The organism is archaeon CG10_big_fil_rev_8_21_14_0_10_43_11, from assembly GCA_002763265.1.
GTDB lineage: Archaea > Nanobdellota > Nanobdellia > PEZQ01 > PEZQ01 > PEZQ01.
The window spans coordinates 194,738-210,350 of sequence record PEZQ01000003.1; the positions used below are offsets into that span (position 1 = coordinate 194,738).

The following is a 15,613-nucleotide window of genomic DNA, read 5'->3' on the forward strand; positions in this document are numbered from 1 at the left end:
AATTATCACGAATCTTTTTTTGATTATATGCTCACACCCATCTTCTTTCGAATCACCATTGAGGCGATAATTGAGATGAAGATGTAGGTAAGCAACCACCCCACATCAGGACCGATAATGGGGTATGATTTCTCAAACACCAAAAGAGTGAATCCTTTAAAAAGGTTGCTGATAAAGGGAAATGACACGATAAATAAGGCACTTGACGCGAGCATAGGCTTGAGCGTGTACTGAAACTTGCTTTGGCTCAGTGAGAGGATTTCTGACTGCGCTTTGAGCTTAGCATCAGAATCAGTCAATTCTTTGATGCCTTTTTGCAACTCCTTAATTGTTGCGTTAATTTCTTGAAGTTTGCCTTGATTTGAGAACTTTTTGTAAATAAACTGGCTTGCAATGTTGAGAAGAATTGCAAATATGATAATGCCCCCAAGCTGGAGAAATTCTCGTGCTGTATGAACCATTAATTGTACCATTCTACTATCACTTCAACAGTTTTCTTATAAGAGGGTTTGCATCCTCCATACTCTCGCGAGAGATTTGCTCGTACATGCCATAAACAATCATAACAGACAGCAAAATACCCGTTCCCCGAGAGAGTGCGCCAAGCAAGTCTGCAACAGCAGCAAGAATACCCACACTCAAACCCCCAAGCACGGTAAGCGGCGTGATGTAGCGCGCAAGCATGCGCGTAATAATACGCTTGTCGCGCCTGAAGCCAGGAATTTGCAGGTTAGATGACAAGATTTGGTCAGCAACGGTTCCGGGGTCTTGATTTCCTATCATCACCCACAATATGGAAAAGAACATGGCACCAAAACTCATCATAAACAAGTACACACCAAATGAGATGAAATCACTTACTTCAGGAGCAAGAATAATTTTTCGCAGCGTAGGCGGATTCATATATTTAACAAGACCGCTTGCTGCAACCATTTGCCCATCACTTGAAGGCTCGAACGAACCGAGAAGGGGAATACCAAGGTTAAACATCATCAAACCCCAAAACTGCATGCTTGCAATAAGCGCAGCTACAAGAATAACTGGAATGTTACTTGTGTAAATGAATTTAAGCGGCCACTTAATGCTGTGGCCCCGCACCCTTCCAAAGCTCAGCGGTATCTCTACCTTGGTTGCCTGCAAATACACAGACAAGCCAAAAACAACAATAGTTGCTACAATCGAAACAAGAGGCCAGAGCACGGCTTCAAGCTGTCCTTGCAAGAACAACGCAAGCACTTTCCAGACTTGGCCTGTTGGCAGGCTTGGGTTGGTGGGGTCAGGAAGCGGGCTCAAACCGTTTGCAAAGATTTGGGCAGACACGCCTGCTGCAATAAACAAGCTGATGCCAGAACCCACGCCATACTTGCTTACCAGCTCATCTAAGTAGAGCACGACAAGGCCTGCAACAATAAGCTGCACAATCATAAGCATAATAGTAAACGGCGAGCCGTCAGCAGACGGGAGCGCGCCACTCATCACGTAGAGCGCGTTTTCAAAAACAATAAACACAATGCCAAACACTTTTTGCAATCCCTGAAACTTTGCTTTTCCTTCAGGCGTTGACGTATCTATTTTAAACACGCCTGCGCCCTGCAAGAGCTGGAGGATGATGCTTGCCGTCACGATTGGCCCAATACCAAGAGACAGGAGCGAGCCAAAATTTGCCGCAAGCAGGATAGCAAGCGTTTCAAACTGGCTTTTATATGCAGGGCTCAAACCGTAAATAGGAATTGAACCAAGAATAAAATAAATCACAAGCGCCGCTAGAGTCCACATCAACTTTGAGTTAAGATTGATTCTGCCCGTTGGAGCTTTGATTTCTGGCAGGTTTGAAAGCCAACTCATAACCAAAGTTCTAAAATGTCAAGCGTTTAAAAAGGCTTTGTTCTGCTAAACACTCCGCTTGTGAAATACCAATTTAGGGTGCTTGGCCACATGTTCTGCAAAATGCTCATAAAACGCGAGCACGCTCTTTTTAACTTCGGGCAAGGCATTAATGTGCGCAACTTGTTCTTGCACGCGCACGATTTTTTGCGCGCTAAAACCTATTCTTTTAAGCGTCTTTGCGGTATGTTTTGTTCTAAAAATGTCTTGTGTTGCGCTATGCCATTGTGTGAGAATATTCTCGCGAATGCCAAACGCGCGCTCTCCTGCAACTACCGTATCAAGATAGTGAATAAATGGCGTCCAGTCCAGTATCTTGCTGTGGAGAATTAAGTCTTCAGCAATTTTAAAACTCCCCGAGTACGTGCGCGGCGTCATGACGCCTTGCGACACGTATGCTGATTGCAGGATGCGTATGCGAAGAATGTCCACGTAACTATGAAAATACAAGCCAGCATCAAATGAATCCATTGCCTGAATATGTTTGAAATCAACGCTGCGTTTGTGCGTGAAATCGCGCTTGAATCCGGCAAGGTAGCGGATGTCAGGAAGAAGCGTTGCAATGAAAAATTCTTTTTTGTCCTTGTCTGAAAAATACGTGTCAAATACGCGTGCTGCAAGCACCACGTGCGAGATAGGACCAGCCATGCATACTTAGAGCAAGACGGGAATAAAAAAGGTTTACTCTTCTTTAGCGCGCGGGTTTGTTTGCGCGACACTGCCGCCTTTTGCTTCAATTTTTTCAATTGCTTTTTTCGAAGCAACCGTACAGGTCACCGTGAGTTTTGCGCGCACGCTGCCTGTTCCAAGCAGTTTCGTATGTTTAAGTTCAACTTTGCCGCTTTCTGGAAGGTCGCTGATGTTTTTGATTGCAAGCGGTTTTGTTTTTGGCTTGAGCCGGTACTTGCCAAGCGTTCCAAGGAATGCCGGCATCTGGTTTTTTTGTTTTCCGCGCTTACCGCGGCCTGCTCTACCAACACCGCCACGGTTTCCACTACCACGATGCCGCTTTCCGTGTTGTTTGTGCGGAACGCGCGTGTTTGAGAATTTTTTTCGTTTATGTACAACCATGGTAGTGTTCACATCATTCGTTTGAGTAAATCATTAATAGCTTCGCCCCGATCACCAAGGTCCCCGCGAGGATAGTGTTTTTTCGTGTCTTTAAGTCCTTTTCGAGCGGGTCTGAGACGAAACAGGGGTTTGATGCCTGCTTGTTTGAGCGTTTTTCCTTCTTTAAGGGATTTGAGCACGTCATCAACTTCTTTTGCTGAAAGCTTTTTGTCGCCGACTTTTCGTCCGCGTTTTGCAATCAATTCCTTGAGAGTTTCTTCATGCACATCACCATACGTAGCGTAGTCGCGAACGCGCTTTAACATGCCGCGCAAAGACGGCGAATCATTTACAAGCGAACAGTGATTAACGCGCGTGAGGTTGAGTGACTTAAGCGCGTATTCTACATCCGTGCTCGTGTTCACGCTTCCTCTTAGACGAATTATTGCAAGGGTCATGTTCTCATCTCTCGTGTTTGCTTAAGCGCTTTGAATGCAGCTTTTACTAAGTTGATTCGCGTTTGAGTTTGTCCGCTTGTAATGCTCCACGCATCCTTGAATCCAGCCATGCGAAGCAATTGTTTTGATGAATCATCAACAGCAAGACCTGTGCCTTTTGCTGCAGGAATAAATGTGAGACGAACGCTTCCTTCTTTTCCGCTTACTTTAAACGGGAATGAGTGCGGTTCGTCAACTGTTGACTCCCATGAGCCTGAACCTTTGAGTACTTTGATAATGCTCATTTTTGCGCTTCGCTCCGCTTTTGTGCGTGCAGGAACGGTTTCTCCTGATGAACCCCATCCAAGGCCAACAAATCCTTCTTCAGGGCTGCCAACAACGCACATAGCAGTGAATTTGATTTTGTTTCCTTCAGCAGTTTTTTTCTGGGTTACGCGATAAATTCTTCGCTTACCCCCACCGAATTTTCCTTTGGACTGACCAATATTAATAAAATCAACTTGTACGTTTGGAACAAGAAAATCAACGATTTCAGGTTCAGTAATGCGCAAACCTGCTTTGAGAATGTCATTGAGTGATTCAAATTCTCCTGCCTTTACACGTCGTCCTAAATCCGTCTTTGGCTTCCATTCTTCTTTTGGCATTTCTTCACGTCGAGGACGTCTCGCACCCTGACGATTATCCCGCTTTTGACCGGGTCGCGCGTTTCTTCGTTGACGTGAGGGTTGTGGATTCATGTAGTATCACTTTTTTGCCGGCTTTTGTGCTGTTTTTTTTGCTGGCTTTGCTGCTTTTTTAACCGGTTGTTCCTTTTTAACTCTTTTTGCAGCACCCGACTCAATACGTGCTCTTACGCGTGCAATCTGCTTTGCAACAGATTCCTGCAGGTGCGCGCCACTGATGCGCTCATCAGAAGGAAGCGTGTCAGGACTGTGTGCAACGCTTACTCCCGTATCAAGCACGCCTTTGAGAACAGCAAACATGCGCTGGTTTGGATGGCTTATGCCTGAGTCAAGCACTGCTTGTTTTACTGGCGATTGTTTTCCTGCAAGCAAGCCGGTAAGATATGCTGCAGGAACGTTTTTTGTTGAACCTTTCCAGCCATGGCTTTTTAGCATGTCTGAACTGGTTGTGAGAAGGACTTTGTCGCCTGCGTGTTCGTATGCAACAAACTGGACGATAACACGCGTGTTTGTGATTCTTACCACTAATCGTGGCATGCCGCTTTTGAGAAGTCCAAGACGTCTTTTATAGTTAGTCTTGCCTTCAATTCTTCGACGAAATTTTACTGCGTAAGTTGCATTTTTTGCCATAGTGGGGTTCACTTCTTTTGTTTTACAAACAAATCATTATCTCCTAAATACGTTTTAATGTGCGCTCGGCTTCGGAAAAATCCGCCTTTGACAAGCGAGTACATTTTAGTAAATGTCTTGTTTGTGACTTTTTTGTTTCCTTTAAGGGTTTTTAGGAGGTCTCGCTGCGCGCGCGCTTTAATTATCCATGCCCGTTTCTTTGGTGTTCGTGATGTTGCTCGCCCGCGTTTTGTTCCAGGACCGCTTCGTCGGCCTTTCTTTTTTTGCGTGTTTTTGATTTTGATTCGTCCTCGCGAGGTTCCTTTTACGGTTGCGCAACTAATAAGACCTTTAACAATGAGTCGCTTCACGTCTTCACGCGTGATTGCTTGTTTGAGCTCTTCAGCGTGTTCTTTGTTATCACTGATTTTAATGCGATTCCTGCCAACGTCAAGAATCTCGGCTGCCATTCGTTTTTGAGCGCTTAAATCAGTCATTTAGTTACACACCCTGAAGTCCTTTTGTTTTTTCTTTTTGAAAGTCCTGTTGTTTTACATGTTTTTGCTTAGGAGCTTTCTTTTTGCTTCCTTCCATCATTTCAAGCTTTTTGATATCGTCTTTTTTCTCTTCTTTTTTCGTGTCTGCGCCTTCTTTTGCTTTCTTTTCTTCTTTTTCTTCTTTGCGCTTTTGCTTTTGTGCACGTGCTTTTACAAACGCGCTTCTTTTATCTTTACGGGCTTTGAGCGTTTCTTCAAGCGTTTTGAGGAAGTCTTGAGCCTTAAAATTGAGGATGCGGATTTTTTTCTCCACTGCTCTGCGCGCAATTACTTCTTTTGAGCGAAGACCCAGCTTTGAGGAGAGACGAACCACTACATCGCCGTCCACGCGTTCAAACTCGCCAATTGAGTTCACATACACTTCGGGTTTTCCGCATGCATGCAGTCCGCGCACGCTCTTAGGGCTTGCATAGCCAACTTTTGGTGAGAATTTCTTTCCCCTTTTTCCAACGCGCTGGCCTCGGCCGTACCCGTCTGATTTTTTGTAGCCATTTCGTGAGAGTCGTTTTCTCTTGTGGCTTTCTTGGTGCGTGAAAACGGGTTTTCTTCGTTTCATTACGCGTCTAATTCTCAAACTCATAGCACTCTACCTGCCTTAACGGTTATGTAAATACCATCTTGAAAGCGTCTGCGATCATGAAGCGTAAGACGAGTTGATTGTTCAATGTTTGCTGCTGTTTGTCCTGCTGCTTCCTTATCAGGAGAGCGTACGGTGATGATATTTCCTTGAATAGCAACGTCAACTCCCTCAAACACCGTTGCTTTGCGGGGTTTTCGCTCTCCAAGGAAGTTTTTGACAATGATTTCATTTCCTTGTTTTGAAACGTCCATTGGAAAGTGTGAACTGCAAATCTTAAGCGTGTACGTGTAGGGTTCTTGCACGCCAGCAATAACGTTTTTCGCGTGAGATTTGAAGGTTTTGAGAATTTTTTTGTGGTTTCGCGTTTCTTTTTTTGTTTCAAAAACAAGAACGTTTTCAACCTGTGTGATAGTAAGAAGTGGGTGGCGCATCGGTCGTGAGAGAGTCATGCCTGCTTTTTTCGCGGTCAGGATGTGGTTTTCGAGTTGCACGTCTACTCCTTGAGGAATAGATAATTCGTCTTTCATAGTTAATACACGTATGCAAGCAACTTGCCCCCTAATTTTTTTGACTTTGCTTCCTGATGGCTCAACACCCCTTTTGGCGTGGTAAGAATAAGCGAGCCAAAATTTCGTGCAGGAAGAAATCGTTTCTCATATTTTTCAAAATCAGCGACTTTAACGCTAAATTCCGGCCTAATAGCGTGGCACTTGTTGATTTTCCCAAGTAAATGTACGTTCACGATTTTTCCGCGCTGGCTTTCAATAATTTCAAACTCGCCGATGTAGTTGAGGTCTTTGAGCTTTTTGAGCACGTCAATAATAAGATTTGAAACAGGAATAAGAGTACACTCCTTTCTACCAAGTTCTTCGTACATTGTGAGCTGATTGAGTGCATCACTCATAAGGGTCATTCTTGACATGGTAGTTTTTGTTCACCCGTATTTTTTGAATCCAAGTTCTGGTGCGAGTTCTCTAAAGCATTGACGACACACGTTTAAACCGTATTTACGGTTGTGCGCGCCATAACGCCAGCACACGCGGCAGCGTCGTGAACCCTTGCCAAACTTTGGTTGTTTTGGTTTGTTGTGTTTGAGGAAGCGTGTTTTCTTTGCTTTGTTGTTTTTCAATTGTTTAAGGATTTTTGTCCACGAACCTGATGTCATACAATATTCACCTCAAACGCGGTCTTTACGAAATCAATTGCTTCCTCTTTTTTAATCTTATGTGCTGTGCCAACGTTTGCGTTTGCTATTTTTCGTTCTTTTATGCGGTAGCCTCTTCGCTTGAGCGTGACGCACACGTCAAGACCGAAAATACCGACTTCAGGGTCATAGCGAACATCAGGAATATCAATATAGCTTCGAATGCCAAAAGCAACGTTTCCCTCACGGTCAAACTGTCTCTCGCGCAGTTTCTTGTCATTTGCTTCAAACAATCGCTTGAGTAGCGCAACTGCTTTTGCTCCGCGCACCGTCACTTTTGCGCCAATAGGAAGACCGGGTCGAACGTTCCAGGTTGGAATTCTCTTTTTTCCATACGTTTTGACTGCTTTTTGGTTTGCAATGCGGTCGAGAATAGTAACTGCATGGTTAACTCTATCTCCTGCTTCTCCAACACCAATGTTGAGTGTCACTTTTTCTACGAGCACGTCTTTCATCGTATGGTTATTACTGCCTTGTCAGTTCCAAGCACAAAGCCATAATCCTCCAATGTTTCAAATTGTGATTTCTTTTCAGAGAGTACGATTCGGTCTTGTTGCGGTCCTTTGAACCGTTGAAAATCGCTCATTTTTGCAAGCTCGCCTATGTGAGAACCGCCAGTTACAAAGAGAAGCGCTCCTTTTTCGAGTTTAACGTGTTTGAGGATGTTCTTTTCTGGAAGCGAGATGAGAAGTGAATCGCCAGTTTGTGCAACAGTTTTTCCTGCCAAAATGTTTGTTCCATCATTGCAATTGAGTTGCAATTTTTTTCCAGGAAGCATTTTCTTTCCAATGACGCGCACAAGCTTCTTGTCTGTTTCATCGCTTTTAATAGGAACAAGGGTGAAAATTCCTTTTTCAGTAAGCGAGAGCCGCCATGCTTGTTTTTCATCAACAAGCTCAACAACGTCAAAAAGGTTGACTGCCGTGCTTGTGTCAGCGATTTTTTTCTTATTTACAACAACTTTGCCAAGATGGAGCAAGCGTTTGACGTCTTTTTTGTTTTCACAAATGCCAAGCACGTCGCGCAAAATAATCGTGATAGGTATGCTTAATTGTGGATTGCTGCCTTTAAGTGAGATTATCCACTTTCCGTGTTTTCGTTTAATAGGCCACGTTTTTGGCGCGGTCAATCGTTTTGTTTTCATTTTTTACTCGCCTTTGCAAATCGTTTTGAATCACTTGTGACTGAGGTTATCATAAGGTTTGAAGGGTGTATGGGTCGTTGCACGGGAGTGCCGTCTTTTTTTGCAATTGACACTTTTTCAATGTAGACTCGTTGTTTTCGCGTGTCAACGCGCTCAACTTTTCCTTTTTTCCCGCTAAACTCGCCGCGCATGACTTGGACGGTGTCGCCAACGCGAACAGGCGCGCTGCGCGTGTTGTATTTTTTTGCAAGTTCTTTTGCAAGGTGCGCTCCCATAAGCTTTCTTCGCACGTGATTTGGAGCATTAAAACGGTACTTGCGCTGTTTTGATGCTTTCTTGCTTGCGTTCCAAAACCTGCTCCATATGTTCATAGTAATTATCACACTACAATACTGCATATTTTACCCAGCGTAGGGTATCGTTGCACAACTTCCCGTGCAACAGCGCCTTTGATGCGGCTTCCTTTTGGGCTGCCCACCATGTCAGTAACGAGGACTGCTGCGTTGTCTTCAAAACAAACACGCGTGCCGTCAGGGCGCTGGAATTCTTTGCGTTGGCGGATAACAACCGCGTTTACTACGGTTTTGCGAATTTCAGGTTTTCCTGCTTTCACGCTTGCAACAACAATGTCACCAACACCTGCAGCGGCGATTCTTCGCTTTACTCCGCCGTATTTTTTGACGCCAATGACTTTAATGATTTTTGCTCCGCTGTTATCAACCACTTTAATTTCTGCGCCAATAGGAAGCGGTCTTCCCACTGTTGAGGGAATTGGTCTCATGCTCGTTTCACCTCAATTACGCAAAACGTTTTGGTTTTTGAGAGCTTTCGTGTTTCCATAACCTTCACTTCTTCGCCTTGTTTTGCACTAATGCAGGGCGGGTTGTGCGCGGTTACGCGGGATTTTTCTTTTCTGTATCGCTCATATTTTGGCACGTATACGCGTCGCTCCCATTCTACTTTAACGGTTTTGTGCATTTTGTCTGAAGTGACCGTACCGCTAAAGATTTTTCCGCGAACGCTTAGTGAACCATGAAATGGGCATTTTGGGTCGTCACACGTGTCTTTTGGTGGAACTACTTTGATGCCAATGTTTTTTGGTTGCGGTATTGTTTTTGTTACCATCGTGTTTTCCTGATTGTTTTTTTGATGCGCTCTTCGGGTCGTGCAAGGAGTAAAATCCCGTCTACGAGCACGTTTTGTCCGTCTTTGAGCGTGAACTTGAAACTTGTTTGGGCTTTATATACCTTTTTCTCTGTGCTGTTTTGCGCGATTACGAGCATGTTTTTTGTTTCGTCAACTACGCGCCCTTTAAGCCCGATTTGGTCTTTGTTCTTGCTTGCTACTACTTCAACGTGAAGCCCGATGAGCTCATCTTTGAGCACGTTTTCGATTGTGTTCATGTGATTTTAGAGGACGTCTATGCTTTCTTCGGGAAAACCAAGCGCCACGAGTACGGGCTGAATCTTGTCCCGGTGGTTTCCTTGCAATTCCACGATGCCGTTTTTGAACGTGCCTCCGCACGCGAGTTTGTTTTTGAGTTGTTTTGCCACGCTTTTGACGTCAATGCTTTTTTCATCAAATCCTTCAACAAGGGTGTAATCTTTTCTGTAGCGGCGTTTTTCAACTCGAACGCGTATTTTTTGCTGCTCTTTTGCAAGGCTTTCACATACGCACAAATCCTCGGGAAAGCCGCAGTTTGAGCAAATTTTACTCATTCTCTAGTTTGAGCCTCCATTGTTAATAGTTAGTAAGCGCGCAATATCCTTTCTCACATGTTTTATGCGTGATGGATTGTCAGGAGTGAGTCCTGAGCGCACTTGTGAACGTAATCGCATGAGTTCTTTTTGCAGCTCAAAAAGGAGTTCTGCGCGTTTTTTCTCCTCCATGTTTCGAATGTCTTTTGCTTTCATGCTGTTTTTTCCTCATTTTTTTTCGTGTTTTTAGCAACAGGGGTTTCTTGCTTTTTTTCAGCCTTTTTTGCGGGTTTTTCTTTGTTTATGCTTTGTGTTTGCTTTTTTTCCTGCATGCCGGGTGTTGCTTCTTTTTTCTCTTCAGCGTCTTTTTTTGTTTGAGCAGTTTTTTCTTCTTTTATTTCTTTTTTTGGCTGCACTGTGCTTAAGTCTTGTTTTTTGATATCGTAAATCGTGATTTCATCAGGCATGCGAACGTCAGCGCGTAGAATGCGAACAGTTACGCCAACAATACCTGGCCTGAGTTTTGCAGTTGTGAATCCTTCATCAACATCATAGTCTGACACGTAGCCGGTTTTTGGCAGATATCCTGCTCTAAATGGCCATGTTGTTGCGCGTTTTCCCGGCACTTTTCCTGACACCAGGATTTCAACACCTTTTGCACCAGCTCTCATGATTTCTTCTTGTGCTGAGTAACCTATTTTTTTGAACCGCTGAACGCCCCAGCGCGTGAGCTGAAACGCGAGTCGTTCGCTCATAATTTGCGCGTCAAGGGAAGGTTGTTTGACTTCTTCAACATCAACTTGCGGATTTTCAAGATTGAAGCGTTTTTGAAGCACTATGTTTACTGCTTTGATGTTTGCGCCTCCAGCGCCAACAACAAGACCTGGTTTTGAGGTGTAAATGACAACACGCATGCCAAGCGGTGTTTTTTGAAGTTCTGTGTGACTATACGCGCTTTTTGAGAATGTTTCTTTTAAGTATTGCTTAATTTTTACTTCTCGTACCTTTTCTGAGATGAATTTTCGCTCAATCATTGTTTTTCCTCATGTGTTGTTTTAGGCGCAGTTTTTTTTGGTTCTTTTTTCTCTGCTGTTTCTTGCTTTTTTTCAGCCTTTTTTGCGGGTTTTTTGGTTTCTTTTGCTCGTTCAACTTTTTCTGTTTCCTCAACTACAAGCCACATGCTTGTAAGCTTGCCCCGCCCATAGCGTTTGAGCCAGCTTCGTGACATTGAACGGTTTGCAACCGCTTCAGTGATGATAAGACTTTGCGTGTTTAATCCCTTGTCTTCAGCGTTTTTAACTGCGTTAGAGATGAGCTTAATAACGTGGTCGCATGCTTTAACCGGGTACCTGCCCGGTCCCATGCCGCGTTTATGTGACATGTCTTTGTTGTATCTCTTAAAGGGGATAGCTGCTTTTTTGTCTTTGACGCGTTCAAGATATGAGAGTGCAAGCGATACTTTTTTTCCGCGAATATAGTTGCACACTTCCACTGAGTGTTTGAACGAGATTGGAGCATAGCTCGTGCTTGCACGGGCAGTGTTCTCTTTTACGTTCATATAGTGTTTTGTCATAGTTACTTCTTACTCGCAGATGCCATACTTGATTTTGACGCGCCAATACCCGGAGAACCGTGGGAAACAGGTTTTCGCGTGAGTGCGAATTCGCCAAGATAGTGACCTACCATGCGGGGTCGTACGCGTACTTCAACATATTCTTTGCCGTTATGCACGCCAAGAACGTAACCGACCATGTTTGGGAGTACGAGCATGTCGCGTGAATGTGTTTTGATGATTTTGATTTTCTTTCCTTCTTCAGGGAGCGGTGTTTTTTTGATTTTTTCAAGGAGTTTTTGGTGGCGTTCTGAGAATCCGCGTTCAACGCTTCTTCGCGCGCGTGCGGGAAGAAGTTTCTTGAGTTCATCAAGGCTAAGTGCTTGCAATTCTTCAAGAGAGTTACCTCTGTATTTGAACTCTTTTTTTCTAAAGAGCAAATCATCGCTTGATTGTTTTTGCCCTTTTCGTTGCGAAAATCTCTTTTTTGCCATTATTGGTTACCTACTTTTTTCCTCTTCGTTTACCGGTTCTACGTGCACTAATTGAACCAACCTTTCGTCCGGGTGATGCGTGTCTGCTGACGGTCTTTTTCTTTCCAAGAGTTTTTCCGCCGCCGCCAAATGGGTGGTCTACTGCGTTTTTCTTTGTTGCACGCACGCGCGGCCAAATAATTCCTTTTGCTTTCATTGCATAAAAGCCTGCGCCTGCTTTAAGCATGGGTTTTTCAGTCATTCCAGCACCCGCAACTCTGCCGACAATAGCGCGGCATTCGCTGTGAATTTTTTTGATTTCTTTTGACGGGAGAAGAACGCTAGTGAGCTTTCCTTCTTTGCCAACAATTCTTCCAGCACCGCCAGCTGAGCGAATAAGCTTTGGTCCCGCACCGGGTCGCGATTCAACATTGCACACGAGTGAGCCTTCAGGAAGGTCTGCGAGTTTGTGAATCATAATGTTTTCGCCAACGCGCGAGCCGTTGGTTGCGGCAAGAAGCATGACATCTTTGCCAAACCTAACTTTCATGATGGGTGCGCTTTTAATGTTATCATGCAATAAATCAAGGATAATACCCGTGTTTTCTTGTTTTGGAAGTTCGATTTTGCCAAGTGATTTGTGAGTGCGTGGCCTAAATTTAGGTTTTGCTCTTCCACGTCGTTGCAGGGGTATACGTTTTGGCATGGTTACATCATTCCAAGGTCAGTTGCCACATCAAGTGCGTTGCTTTGTTTTGCAAGCATGACAAAGGCCTTTTTAAGTCCCTTTGAAGTTTTGAGTATGCGCACGTTTTTAACCTTAACCTTAAAGGCGGTTTCAACATCTTTTCGTACACTCGTTCGGTTTGCGCGCTCATCAACAATAAACGTGAGCGTGTTTTCTGACTCAACGAGCCGCACTGACTTCTCGGTTGTTAACGGGTATTTAAGCGTGTTCATGTGAATAGCGCCTCAGTTTCAAGGATTTTGAGTGCTGATTGAGTGAAAATAATAAGCCTGCCTGCGTGTGCTCCTGGCGCAAGCGCGCTGACGTTCAAGTTTTTGACGTGTACAACATCGGTTCCGGGAATGTTTTTAATCGCGTTTTGTGCGTCACACGCGCCTGAAACAACAACAAGCGGACCTTTTTTGGTTTTGTATTTTCTTGCGCGCATAGTTCCTTTTCCTGCACGCACTCCTTTTTTGCTCACGCGCTCAAGCTCGCTTACCAGTCCTGCTGCAGTAAGCGCGTTTGCCACGTCCTTTGTTTTCTTTGTTTTTTCAAACGCGTCTTCAAACACGATTGGAAGCGTTTTGATGTTGTTAAGAGCGTGTTTTTTTCTCACAAGCTCAATATTAGTGCTTGCAGCAAGTGCTGAGCGGATTGCGAGTCTGCGCTCTTTTTGGTTGACTTTCTTCATGCGTTCAGCTTCTGGTTTTGGAGGGTGTGCACGTCGTCCGCCAACAGCAAAAGGCACAACTGCGGCGCGCAGATTAAACTGGGTTCCGCGTCTCCAAAGCACTTTTCGAGGCGTTCTTGAACGACCTTTGCCGTAGACACCGCGATATTTTCGTCGGCGTTTTGATAAGTATACTGAAAATAATTTTCCTGCAAGCGCGCTTGGACCATAGGGTTGTCTGCTATGGGATTCCTGTGCTTGGAATGCACGTTTAATGATTTCAGGGCGATAGGCTTCACTAAACTGTTTTGGAAGCGTGGTTGTTGCTTTCTTTTCGCCTTTGAGTGAGATAACGTTTACGCTTGTCATTGTTGTGACCTCAATGCCACGTGTGTGAGCTCAGGTGCGGCATGTCGTGTTTTTTGTGAGGGTCTCAGTGCTTTTCGCAAGATAATAAGACGCTTTTTTGAGCCCGGAATGCTTCCTTGAACAAGCACGTAATCATGAGTAATGTCTCCATAGTTAACAATCCCGCCCTTGATTTTGAGAGTTTCACCAACTTGGAGGATTTGTTTATTGTATTCTGCGCGTGAGTGGAAACCCATTTGACCATGTTGTGGCACTCGAAAGGATGTTTTCTTTGGTGTCCATGGACCAAGTGTTCCTGCTTTACGCTTAACTTTCTCTGCTTTGTGCTGCAGGATACGGACGCCAAAACGCTTAACTGAACCTTGAAAACCTTTTCCCTTACTCACTGAGAACGTGTCAACGTACTCTCCTTTGTCAAACACGTCTGATATACGAAGCTCTTTTCCAAGCAGGTTTTTTGCGTATTCAAACGCAGCGGTGAGTTCTCCGCCAACTTTGAGTTCAAACACGTCGGGTCGTTTCTTTCCGAGCCGTGCAAGGTGTGGTTGGGTGTGAGCAAGCATGCGGATTTCAGCAGCATCTTTGAGTTTTTCTTGCACCTGCGCAAGTGTTTTTTCTGACGCGAACGTTTTTGGTGTTTTGATTTTTCGCACAAGATATTTGTCTTTTGTGTCAGCCCACACTTCAGTAAGAGGCGCAAGACCTTCAAGAGATTGCGAGTATAAGCGAAGACCAAAGAATTTGAGAGGTGGCACTTCAATAATAGTAACCGGAAGCGCGATTTCAGCGCCTTTTGTTTGCGATGTTTTTTTGTTGTCAATTGCAAGCACACGGGTCATGCCCGCCTTATACCCGGCAAAACCAAGTAGTTTTGCTTCAGTTGAGCGGGGCCATGATGCAACAGAAGGATATGGTCGCTTTGCACGCACGCGTGGCCAAAACTGCAGGCTACCTCTGCGTGGGCGGTGTCGAAATCCTACCTGATGACCCATGAAGTATTCACTTAAGTCAAAAATGCAGAATACTATTTAAACGTTATGTCTTGCGTCCTGAAAATTGTGCGCGAAAAAGTTCAACAAGTTCATCTGTTTTGCAAATAATATCATCTAATTCTTCTGATTTTTCGAGATAAAACCCTCTTTTAGGCTCTTTTACGCGGTCAAGATAACACGTACTGTTTATGAATGTGTCATGCGCATACCGTGATGGCGTATCGTTTGTAAGTATGTGGCCTAATTCTTCAACATATGCGGGAAGTTCGCCGGCGGGAAAAAGGTATGACACGCGCGCTTCCATATACTGTGCTACCTGTTGAAGAGATTCAAACGTGAGTTTTGATTCACCTAGGATACGAGTATCAAACAGTATCGTTTGGTGGGGGTGAACCTCTTGAGACTGTTTTGCAGTTGAAATTCTATTCTTAATGTTTGCAAGAAACTCATCAAATGTTTCATGCACATGCCAAATACGTTGCGCAAGTTCTGCTTCAAACGCGCAATAGCGCTCATCACCAAGATAAATTTTATCTAAAAACAGGGGCGAGAGTTTTGAGAGAAAAAAGTTTCTTTTTGAGTGCGTGTTTTTTGGAAAGGTAACAAAACCATTCCACAATTCAGGATGTTGTTTTAGTAAAAGGTACAGGTGGTCTTCAAATGATGAACGCCACACCGGCTTTTTTTCAAGCGTGTGCTCTTTTGCATGCACGTATTCATGGTGTTCAAGCACAGAAAAGAATTCCTCAAGGGTGTGTGTTTCAAACACAGACCCGTCAACAAGGATTTGGGCAGGATTTTTTTCTCCAGAAAAAAACGAACGAAAATGAGGTACCACTTGCATTACGGCATTATGTAATTTAGTAATAACAACCCCCTCGACATATGAGGGCTTATTTGTGTTAATATACTCTAAGAACTCGTGTCGTGGCTCCTTCCAGATTCCAGATGCCAAATACAA

At 44.3% G+C, this 15,613-nt stretch carries 28 protein-coding genes; all 28 read right to left on the minus strand.

All coding sequences use genetic code 11. The features are described from left to right. Positions 1 to 23: 23 nt before the first annotated feature. From COT72_02045 to COT72_02180, 28 genes are read right to left on the minus strand one after another with little or no spacing between them, the layout of a single operon-like run. On the minus strand, positions 24 to 473 hold the full coding sequence (locus COT72_02045; GenBank protein PIO00463.1) for a hypothetical protein: 450 nt from the start codon (positions 471 to 473) through the stop codon (positions 24 to 26). Positions 474 to 480: 7 nt separating this feature from the next. Continuing rightward, positions 481 to 1,845, minus strand: a complete 1,365-nt coding sequence (gene secY, locus COT72_02050; protein PIO00464.1) for a preprotein translocase subunit SecY — start codon at positions 1,843 to 1,845, stop codon at positions 481 to 483. A gap of 45 nt (positions 1,846 to 1,890) precedes the next feature. Continuing rightward, entirely contained in the window at positions 1,891 to 2,532 is a 642-nt protein-coding gene (locus COT72_02055) for a hypothetical protein (protein ID PIO00465.1), read from the minus strand. 33 nt (positions 2,533 to 2,565) lie between these two features. Next, on the minus strand, positions 2,566 to 2,955 hold the full coding sequence (locus COT72_02060; protein ID PIO00466.1) for a hypothetical protein: 390 nt from the start codon (positions 2,953 to 2,955) through the stop codon (positions 2,566 to 2,568). 8 nt (positions 2,956 to 2,963) lie between these two features. Continuing rightward, the gene (locus COT72_02065; protein ID PIO00467.1) at positions 2,964 to 3,392 is read right to left on the minus strand and encodes a 50S ribosomal protein L30; all 429 of its coding nucleotides are present in this window, start codon (positions 3,390 to 3,392) and stop codon (positions 2,964 to 2,966) included. Then, positions 3,389 to 4,129 carry a 30S ribosomal protein S5 gene (rpsE, locus tag COT72_02070; GenBank protein PIO00468.1) on the minus strand — a complete coding sequence of 247 codons (741 nt, stop codon included), beginning with the start codon at positions 4,127 to 4,129 and terminating at the stop codon, positions 3,389 to 3,391. The genes COT72_02065 and rpsE overlap by 4 nt, the downstream gene beginning before the upstream one ends. A gap of 6 nt (positions 4,130 to 4,135) precedes the next feature. Continuing rightward, the gene (locus tag COT72_02075) at positions 4,136 to 4,705 is read right to left on the minus strand and encodes a 50S ribosomal protein L18 (protein ID PIO00469.1); all 570 of its coding nucleotides are present in this window, start codon (positions 4,703 to 4,705) and stop codon (positions 4,136 to 4,138) included. Between the two features lie 8 nt (positions 4,706 to 4,713). Then, a complete protein-coding gene (locus COT72_02080; GenBank protein PIO00470.1) occupies positions 4,714 to 5,181 on the minus strand; it encodes a 50S ribosomal protein L19e in 468 nt (155 codons plus the stop codon). Positions 5,182 to 5,185: 4 nt separating this feature from the next. Then, complete coding sequence (locus COT72_02085) at positions 5,186 to 5,821, minus strand: hypothetical protein (GenBank protein PIO00471.1); 636 nt, start codon at positions 5,819 to 5,821, stop codon at positions 5,186 to 5,188. Next, complete coding sequence (gene rpl6p, locus COT72_02090; protein ID PIO00472.1) at positions 5,818 to 6,348, minus strand: 50S ribosomal protein L6; 531 nt, start codon at positions 6,346 to 6,348, stop codon at positions 5,818 to 5,820. The genes COT72_02085 and rpl6p overlap by 4 nt, the downstream gene beginning before the upstream one ends. A gap of 2 nt (positions 6,349 to 6,350) precedes the next feature. Continuing rightward, positions 6,351 to 6,743, minus strand: a complete 393-nt coding sequence (locus COT72_02095; protein ID PIO00473.1) for a 30S ribosomal protein S8 — start codon at positions 6,741 to 6,743, stop codon at positions 6,351 to 6,353. Between the two features lie 12 nt (positions 6,744 to 6,755). Continuing rightward, positions 6,756 to 6,986 (minus strand): 30S ribosomal protein S14, encoded by a 231-nt coding sequence (locus tag COT72_02100; protein PIO00474.1) that lies wholly within the window; start codon positions 6,984 to 6,986, stop codon positions 6,756 to 6,758. Then, on the minus strand, positions 6,983 to 7,480 hold the full coding sequence (locus tag COT72_02105; GenBank protein PIO00475.1) for a 50S ribosomal protein L5: 498 nt from the start codon (positions 7,478 to 7,480) through the stop codon (positions 6,983 to 6,985). Before COT72_02105 ends, COT72_02100 begins: the two co-directional genes overlap by 4 nt. Continuing rightward, positions 7,477 to 8,169, minus strand: a complete 693-nt coding sequence (locus tag COT72_02110; GenBank protein ID PIO00476.1) for a 30S ribosomal protein S4e — start codon at positions 8,167 to 8,169, stop codon at positions 7,477 to 7,479. The genes COT72_02105 and COT72_02110 overlap by 4 nt, the downstream gene beginning before the upstream one ends. After that, on the minus strand, positions 8,166 to 8,540 hold the full coding sequence (locus COT72_02115) for a 50S ribosomal protein L24 (GenBank protein ID PIO00477.1): 375 nt from the start codon (positions 8,538 to 8,540) through the stop codon (positions 8,166 to 8,168). The genes COT72_02110 and COT72_02115 overlap by 4 nt, the downstream gene beginning before the upstream one ends. An 8-nt stretch (positions 8,541 to 8,548) precedes the next feature. After that, positions 8,549 to 8,950: a 50S ribosomal protein L14 gene (locus COT72_02120; GenBank protein ID PIO00478.1), complete on the minus strand. Its 402-nt coding sequence runs from the start codon at positions 8,948 to 8,950 to the stop codon at positions 8,549 to 8,551. Continuing rightward, positions 8,947 to 9,294 (minus strand): 30S ribosomal protein S17, encoded by a 348-nt coding sequence (locus COT72_02125; protein ID PIO00479.1) that lies wholly within the window; start codon positions 9,292 to 9,294, stop codon positions 8,947 to 8,949. The genes COT72_02120 and COT72_02125 overlap by 4 nt, the downstream gene beginning before the upstream one ends. Next, on the minus strand, positions 9,288 to 9,572 hold the full coding sequence (locus COT72_02130; GenBank protein PIO00480.1) for a hypothetical protein: 285 nt from the start codon (positions 9,570 to 9,572) through the stop codon (positions 9,288 to 9,290). Before COT72_02130 ends, COT72_02125 begins: the two co-directional genes overlap by 7 nt. A 6-nt stretch (positions 9,573 to 9,578) precedes the next feature. Further along, positions 9,579 to 9,887 (minus strand): stress response translation initiation inhibitor YciH, encoded by a 309-nt coding sequence (locus tag COT72_02135; protein ID PIO00481.1) that lies wholly within the window; start codon positions 9,885 to 9,887, stop codon positions 9,579 to 9,581. A gap of 3 nt (positions 9,888 to 9,890) precedes the next feature. After that, a complete protein-coding gene (gene rpmC / locus COT72_02140; protein PIO00482.1) occupies positions 9,891 to 10,082 on the minus strand; it encodes a 50S ribosomal protein L29 in 192 nt (63 codons plus the stop codon). After that, positions 10,079 to 10,900, minus strand: coding sequence for a 30S ribosomal protein S3 (locus COT72_02145; protein PIO00483.1), 822 nt, complete (start codon positions 10,898 to 10,900; stop codon positions 10,079 to 10,081). The genes rpmC and COT72_02145 overlap by 4 nt, the downstream gene beginning before the upstream one ends. Next, complete coding sequence (gene rplV, locus COT72_02150) at positions 10,897 to 11,439, minus strand: 50S ribosomal protein L22 (GenBank protein PIO00484.1); 543 nt, start codon at positions 11,437 to 11,439, stop codon at positions 10,897 to 10,899. Before rplV ends, COT72_02145 begins: the two co-directional genes overlap by 4 nt. Before the next feature lie 2 nt (positions 11,440 to 11,441). Continuing rightward, positions 11,442 to 11,912, minus strand: a complete 471-nt coding sequence (locus COT72_02155; GenBank protein ID PIO00485.1) for a 30S ribosomal protein S19 — start codon at positions 11,910 to 11,912, stop codon at positions 11,442 to 11,444. 10 nt (positions 11,913 to 11,922) lie between these two features. Next, on the minus strand, positions 11,923 to 12,597 hold the full coding sequence (gene rpl2p, locus COT72_02160; GenBank protein PIO00486.1) for a 50S ribosomal protein L2: 675 nt from the start codon (positions 12,595 to 12,597) through the stop codon (positions 11,923 to 11,925). A 2-nt stretch (positions 12,598 to 12,599) separates the two neighbouring features. Continuing rightward, the gene (locus COT72_02165; protein PIO00487.1) at positions 12,600 to 12,851 is read right to left on the minus strand and encodes a 50S ribosomal protein L23; all 252 of its coding nucleotides are present in this window, start codon (positions 12,849 to 12,851) and stop codon (positions 12,600 to 12,602) included. Continuing rightward, a complete protein-coding gene (locus COT72_02170; protein ID PIO00488.1) occupies positions 12,848 to 13,660 on the minus strand; it encodes a 50S ribosomal protein L4 in 813 nt (270 codons plus the stop codon). Before COT72_02170 ends, COT72_02165 begins: the two co-directional genes overlap by 4 nt. Continuing rightward, positions 13,657 to 14,652: a 50S ribosomal protein L3 gene (gene rpl3p / locus COT72_02175; GenBank protein PIO00489.1), complete on the minus strand. Its 996-nt coding sequence runs from the start codon at positions 14,650 to 14,652 to the stop codon at positions 13,657 to 13,659. The genes COT72_02170 and rpl3p overlap by 4 nt, the downstream gene beginning before the upstream one ends. A gap of 43 nt (positions 14,653 to 14,695) precedes the next feature. Further along, positions 14,696 to 15,496 carry a hypothetical protein gene (locus tag COT72_02180; GenBank protein PIO00490.1) on the minus strand — a complete coding sequence of 267 codons (801 nt, stop codon included), beginning with the start codon at positions 15,494 to 15,496 and terminating at the stop codon, positions 14,696 to 14,698. Between the last annotated feature and the right edge of the window lie 117 nt (positions 15,497 to 15,613).

Bases quoted from the DNA above. Each gene is read 5' to 3' on its own strand.
- COT72_02045 (PIO00463.1), bottom strand. From the start codon at position 473: ATGGTACAATTAATGGTTCATACAGCACGAGAATTTCTCCAGCTTGGG.
- secY (PIO00464.1), bottom strand. From the start codon at position 1,845: ATGAGTTGGCTTTCAAACCTGCCAGAAATCAAAGCTCCAACGGGCAGA.
- COT72_02055 (PIO00465.1), bottom strand. From the start codon at position 2,532: ATGGCTGGTCCTATCTCGCACGTGGTGCTTGCAGCACGCGTATTTGAC.
- COT72_02060 (PIO00466.1), bottom strand. From the start codon at position 2,955: ATGGTTGTACATAAACGAAAAAAATTCTCAAACACGCGCGTTCCGCAC.
- COT72_02065 (PIO00467.1), bottom strand. From the start codon at position 3,392: ATGACCCTTGCAATAATTCGTCTAAGAGGAAGCGTGAACACGAGCACG.
- rpsE (PIO00468.1), bottom strand. From the start codon at position 4,129: ATGAATCCACAACCCTCACGTCAACGAAGAAACGCGCGACCCGGTCAA.
- COT72_02075 (PIO00469.1), bottom strand. From the start codon at position 4,705: ATGGCAAAAAATGCAACTTACGCAGTAAAATTTCGTCGAAGAATTGAA.
- COT72_02080 (PIO00470.1), bottom strand. From the start codon at position 5,181: ATGACTGATTTAAGCGCTCAAAAACGAATGGCAGCCGAGATTCTTGAC.
- COT72_02085 (PIO00471.1), bottom strand. From the start codon at position 5,821: ATGAGTTTGAGAATTAGACGCGTAATGAAACGAAGAAAACCCGTTTTC.
- rpl6p (PIO00472.1), bottom strand. From the start codon at position 6,348: ATGAAAGACGAATTATCTATTCCTCAAGGAGTAGACGTGCAACTCGAA.
- COT72_02095 (PIO00473.1), bottom strand. From the start codon at position 6,743: ATGTCAAGAATGACCCTTATGAGTGATGCACTCAATCAGCTCACAATG.
- COT72_02100 (PIO00474.1), bottom strand. From the start codon at position 6,986: ATGACATCAGGTTCGTGGACAAAAATCCTTAAACAATTGAAAAACAAC.
- COT72_02105 (PIO00475.1), bottom strand. From the start codon at position 7,480: ATGAAAGACGTGCTCGTAGAAAAAGTGACACTCAACATTGGTGTTGGA.
- COT72_02110 (PIO00476.1), bottom strand. From the start codon at position 8,169: ATGAAAACAAAACGATTGACCGCGCCAAAAACGTGGCCTATTAAACGA.
- COT72_02115 (PIO00477.1), bottom strand. From the start codon at position 8,540: ATGAACATATGGAGCAGGTTTTGGAACGCAAGCAAGAAAGCATCAAAA.
- COT72_02120 (PIO00478.1), bottom strand. From the start codon at position 8,950: ATGAGACCAATTCCCTCAACAGTGGGAAGACCGCTTCCTATTGGCGCA.
- COT72_02125 (PIO00479.1), bottom strand. From the start codon at position 9,294: ATGGTAACAAAAACAATACCGCAACCAAAAAACATTGGCATCAAAGTA.
- COT72_02130 (PIO00480.1), bottom strand. From the start codon at position 9,572: ATGAACACAATCGAAAACGTGCTCAAAGATGAGCTCATCGGGCTTCAC.
- COT72_02135 (PIO00481.1), bottom strand. From the start codon at position 9,887: ATGAGTAAAATTTGCTCAAACTGCGGCTTTCCCGAGGATTTGTGCGTA.
- rpmC (PIO00482.1), bottom strand. From the start codon at position 10,082: ATGAAAGCAAAAGACATTCGAAACATGGAGGAGAAAAAACGCGCAGAA.
- COT72_02145 (PIO00483.1), bottom strand. From the start codon at position 10,900: ATGATTGAGCGAAAATTCATCTCAGAAAAGGTACGAGAAGTAAAAATT.
- rplV (PIO00484.1), bottom strand. From the start codon at position 11,439: ATGACAAAACACTATATGAACGTAAAAGAGAACACTGCCCGTGCAAGC.
- COT72_02155 (PIO00485.1), bottom strand. From the start codon at position 11,912: ATGGCAAAAAAGAGATTTTCGCAACGAAAAGGGCAAAAACAATCAAGC.
- rpl2p (PIO00486.1), bottom strand. From the start codon at position 12,597: ATGCCAAAACGTATACCCCTGCAACGACGTGGAAGAGCAAAACCTAAA.
- COT72_02165 (PIO00487.1), bottom strand. From the start codon at position 12,851: ATGAACACGCTTAAATACCCGTTAACAACCGAGAAGTCAGTGCGGCTC.
- COT72_02170 (PIO00488.1), bottom strand. From the start codon at position 13,660: ATGACAAGCGTAAACGTTATCTCACTCAAAGGCGAAAAGAAAGCAACA.
- rpl3p (PIO00489.1), bottom strand. From the start codon at position 14,652: ATGGGTCATCAGGTAGGATTTCGACACCGCCCACGCAGAGGTAGCCTG.
- COT72_02180 (PIO00490.1), bottom strand. From the start codon at position 15,496: ATGCAAGTGGTACCTCATTTTCGTTCGTTTTTTTCTGGAGAAAAAAAT.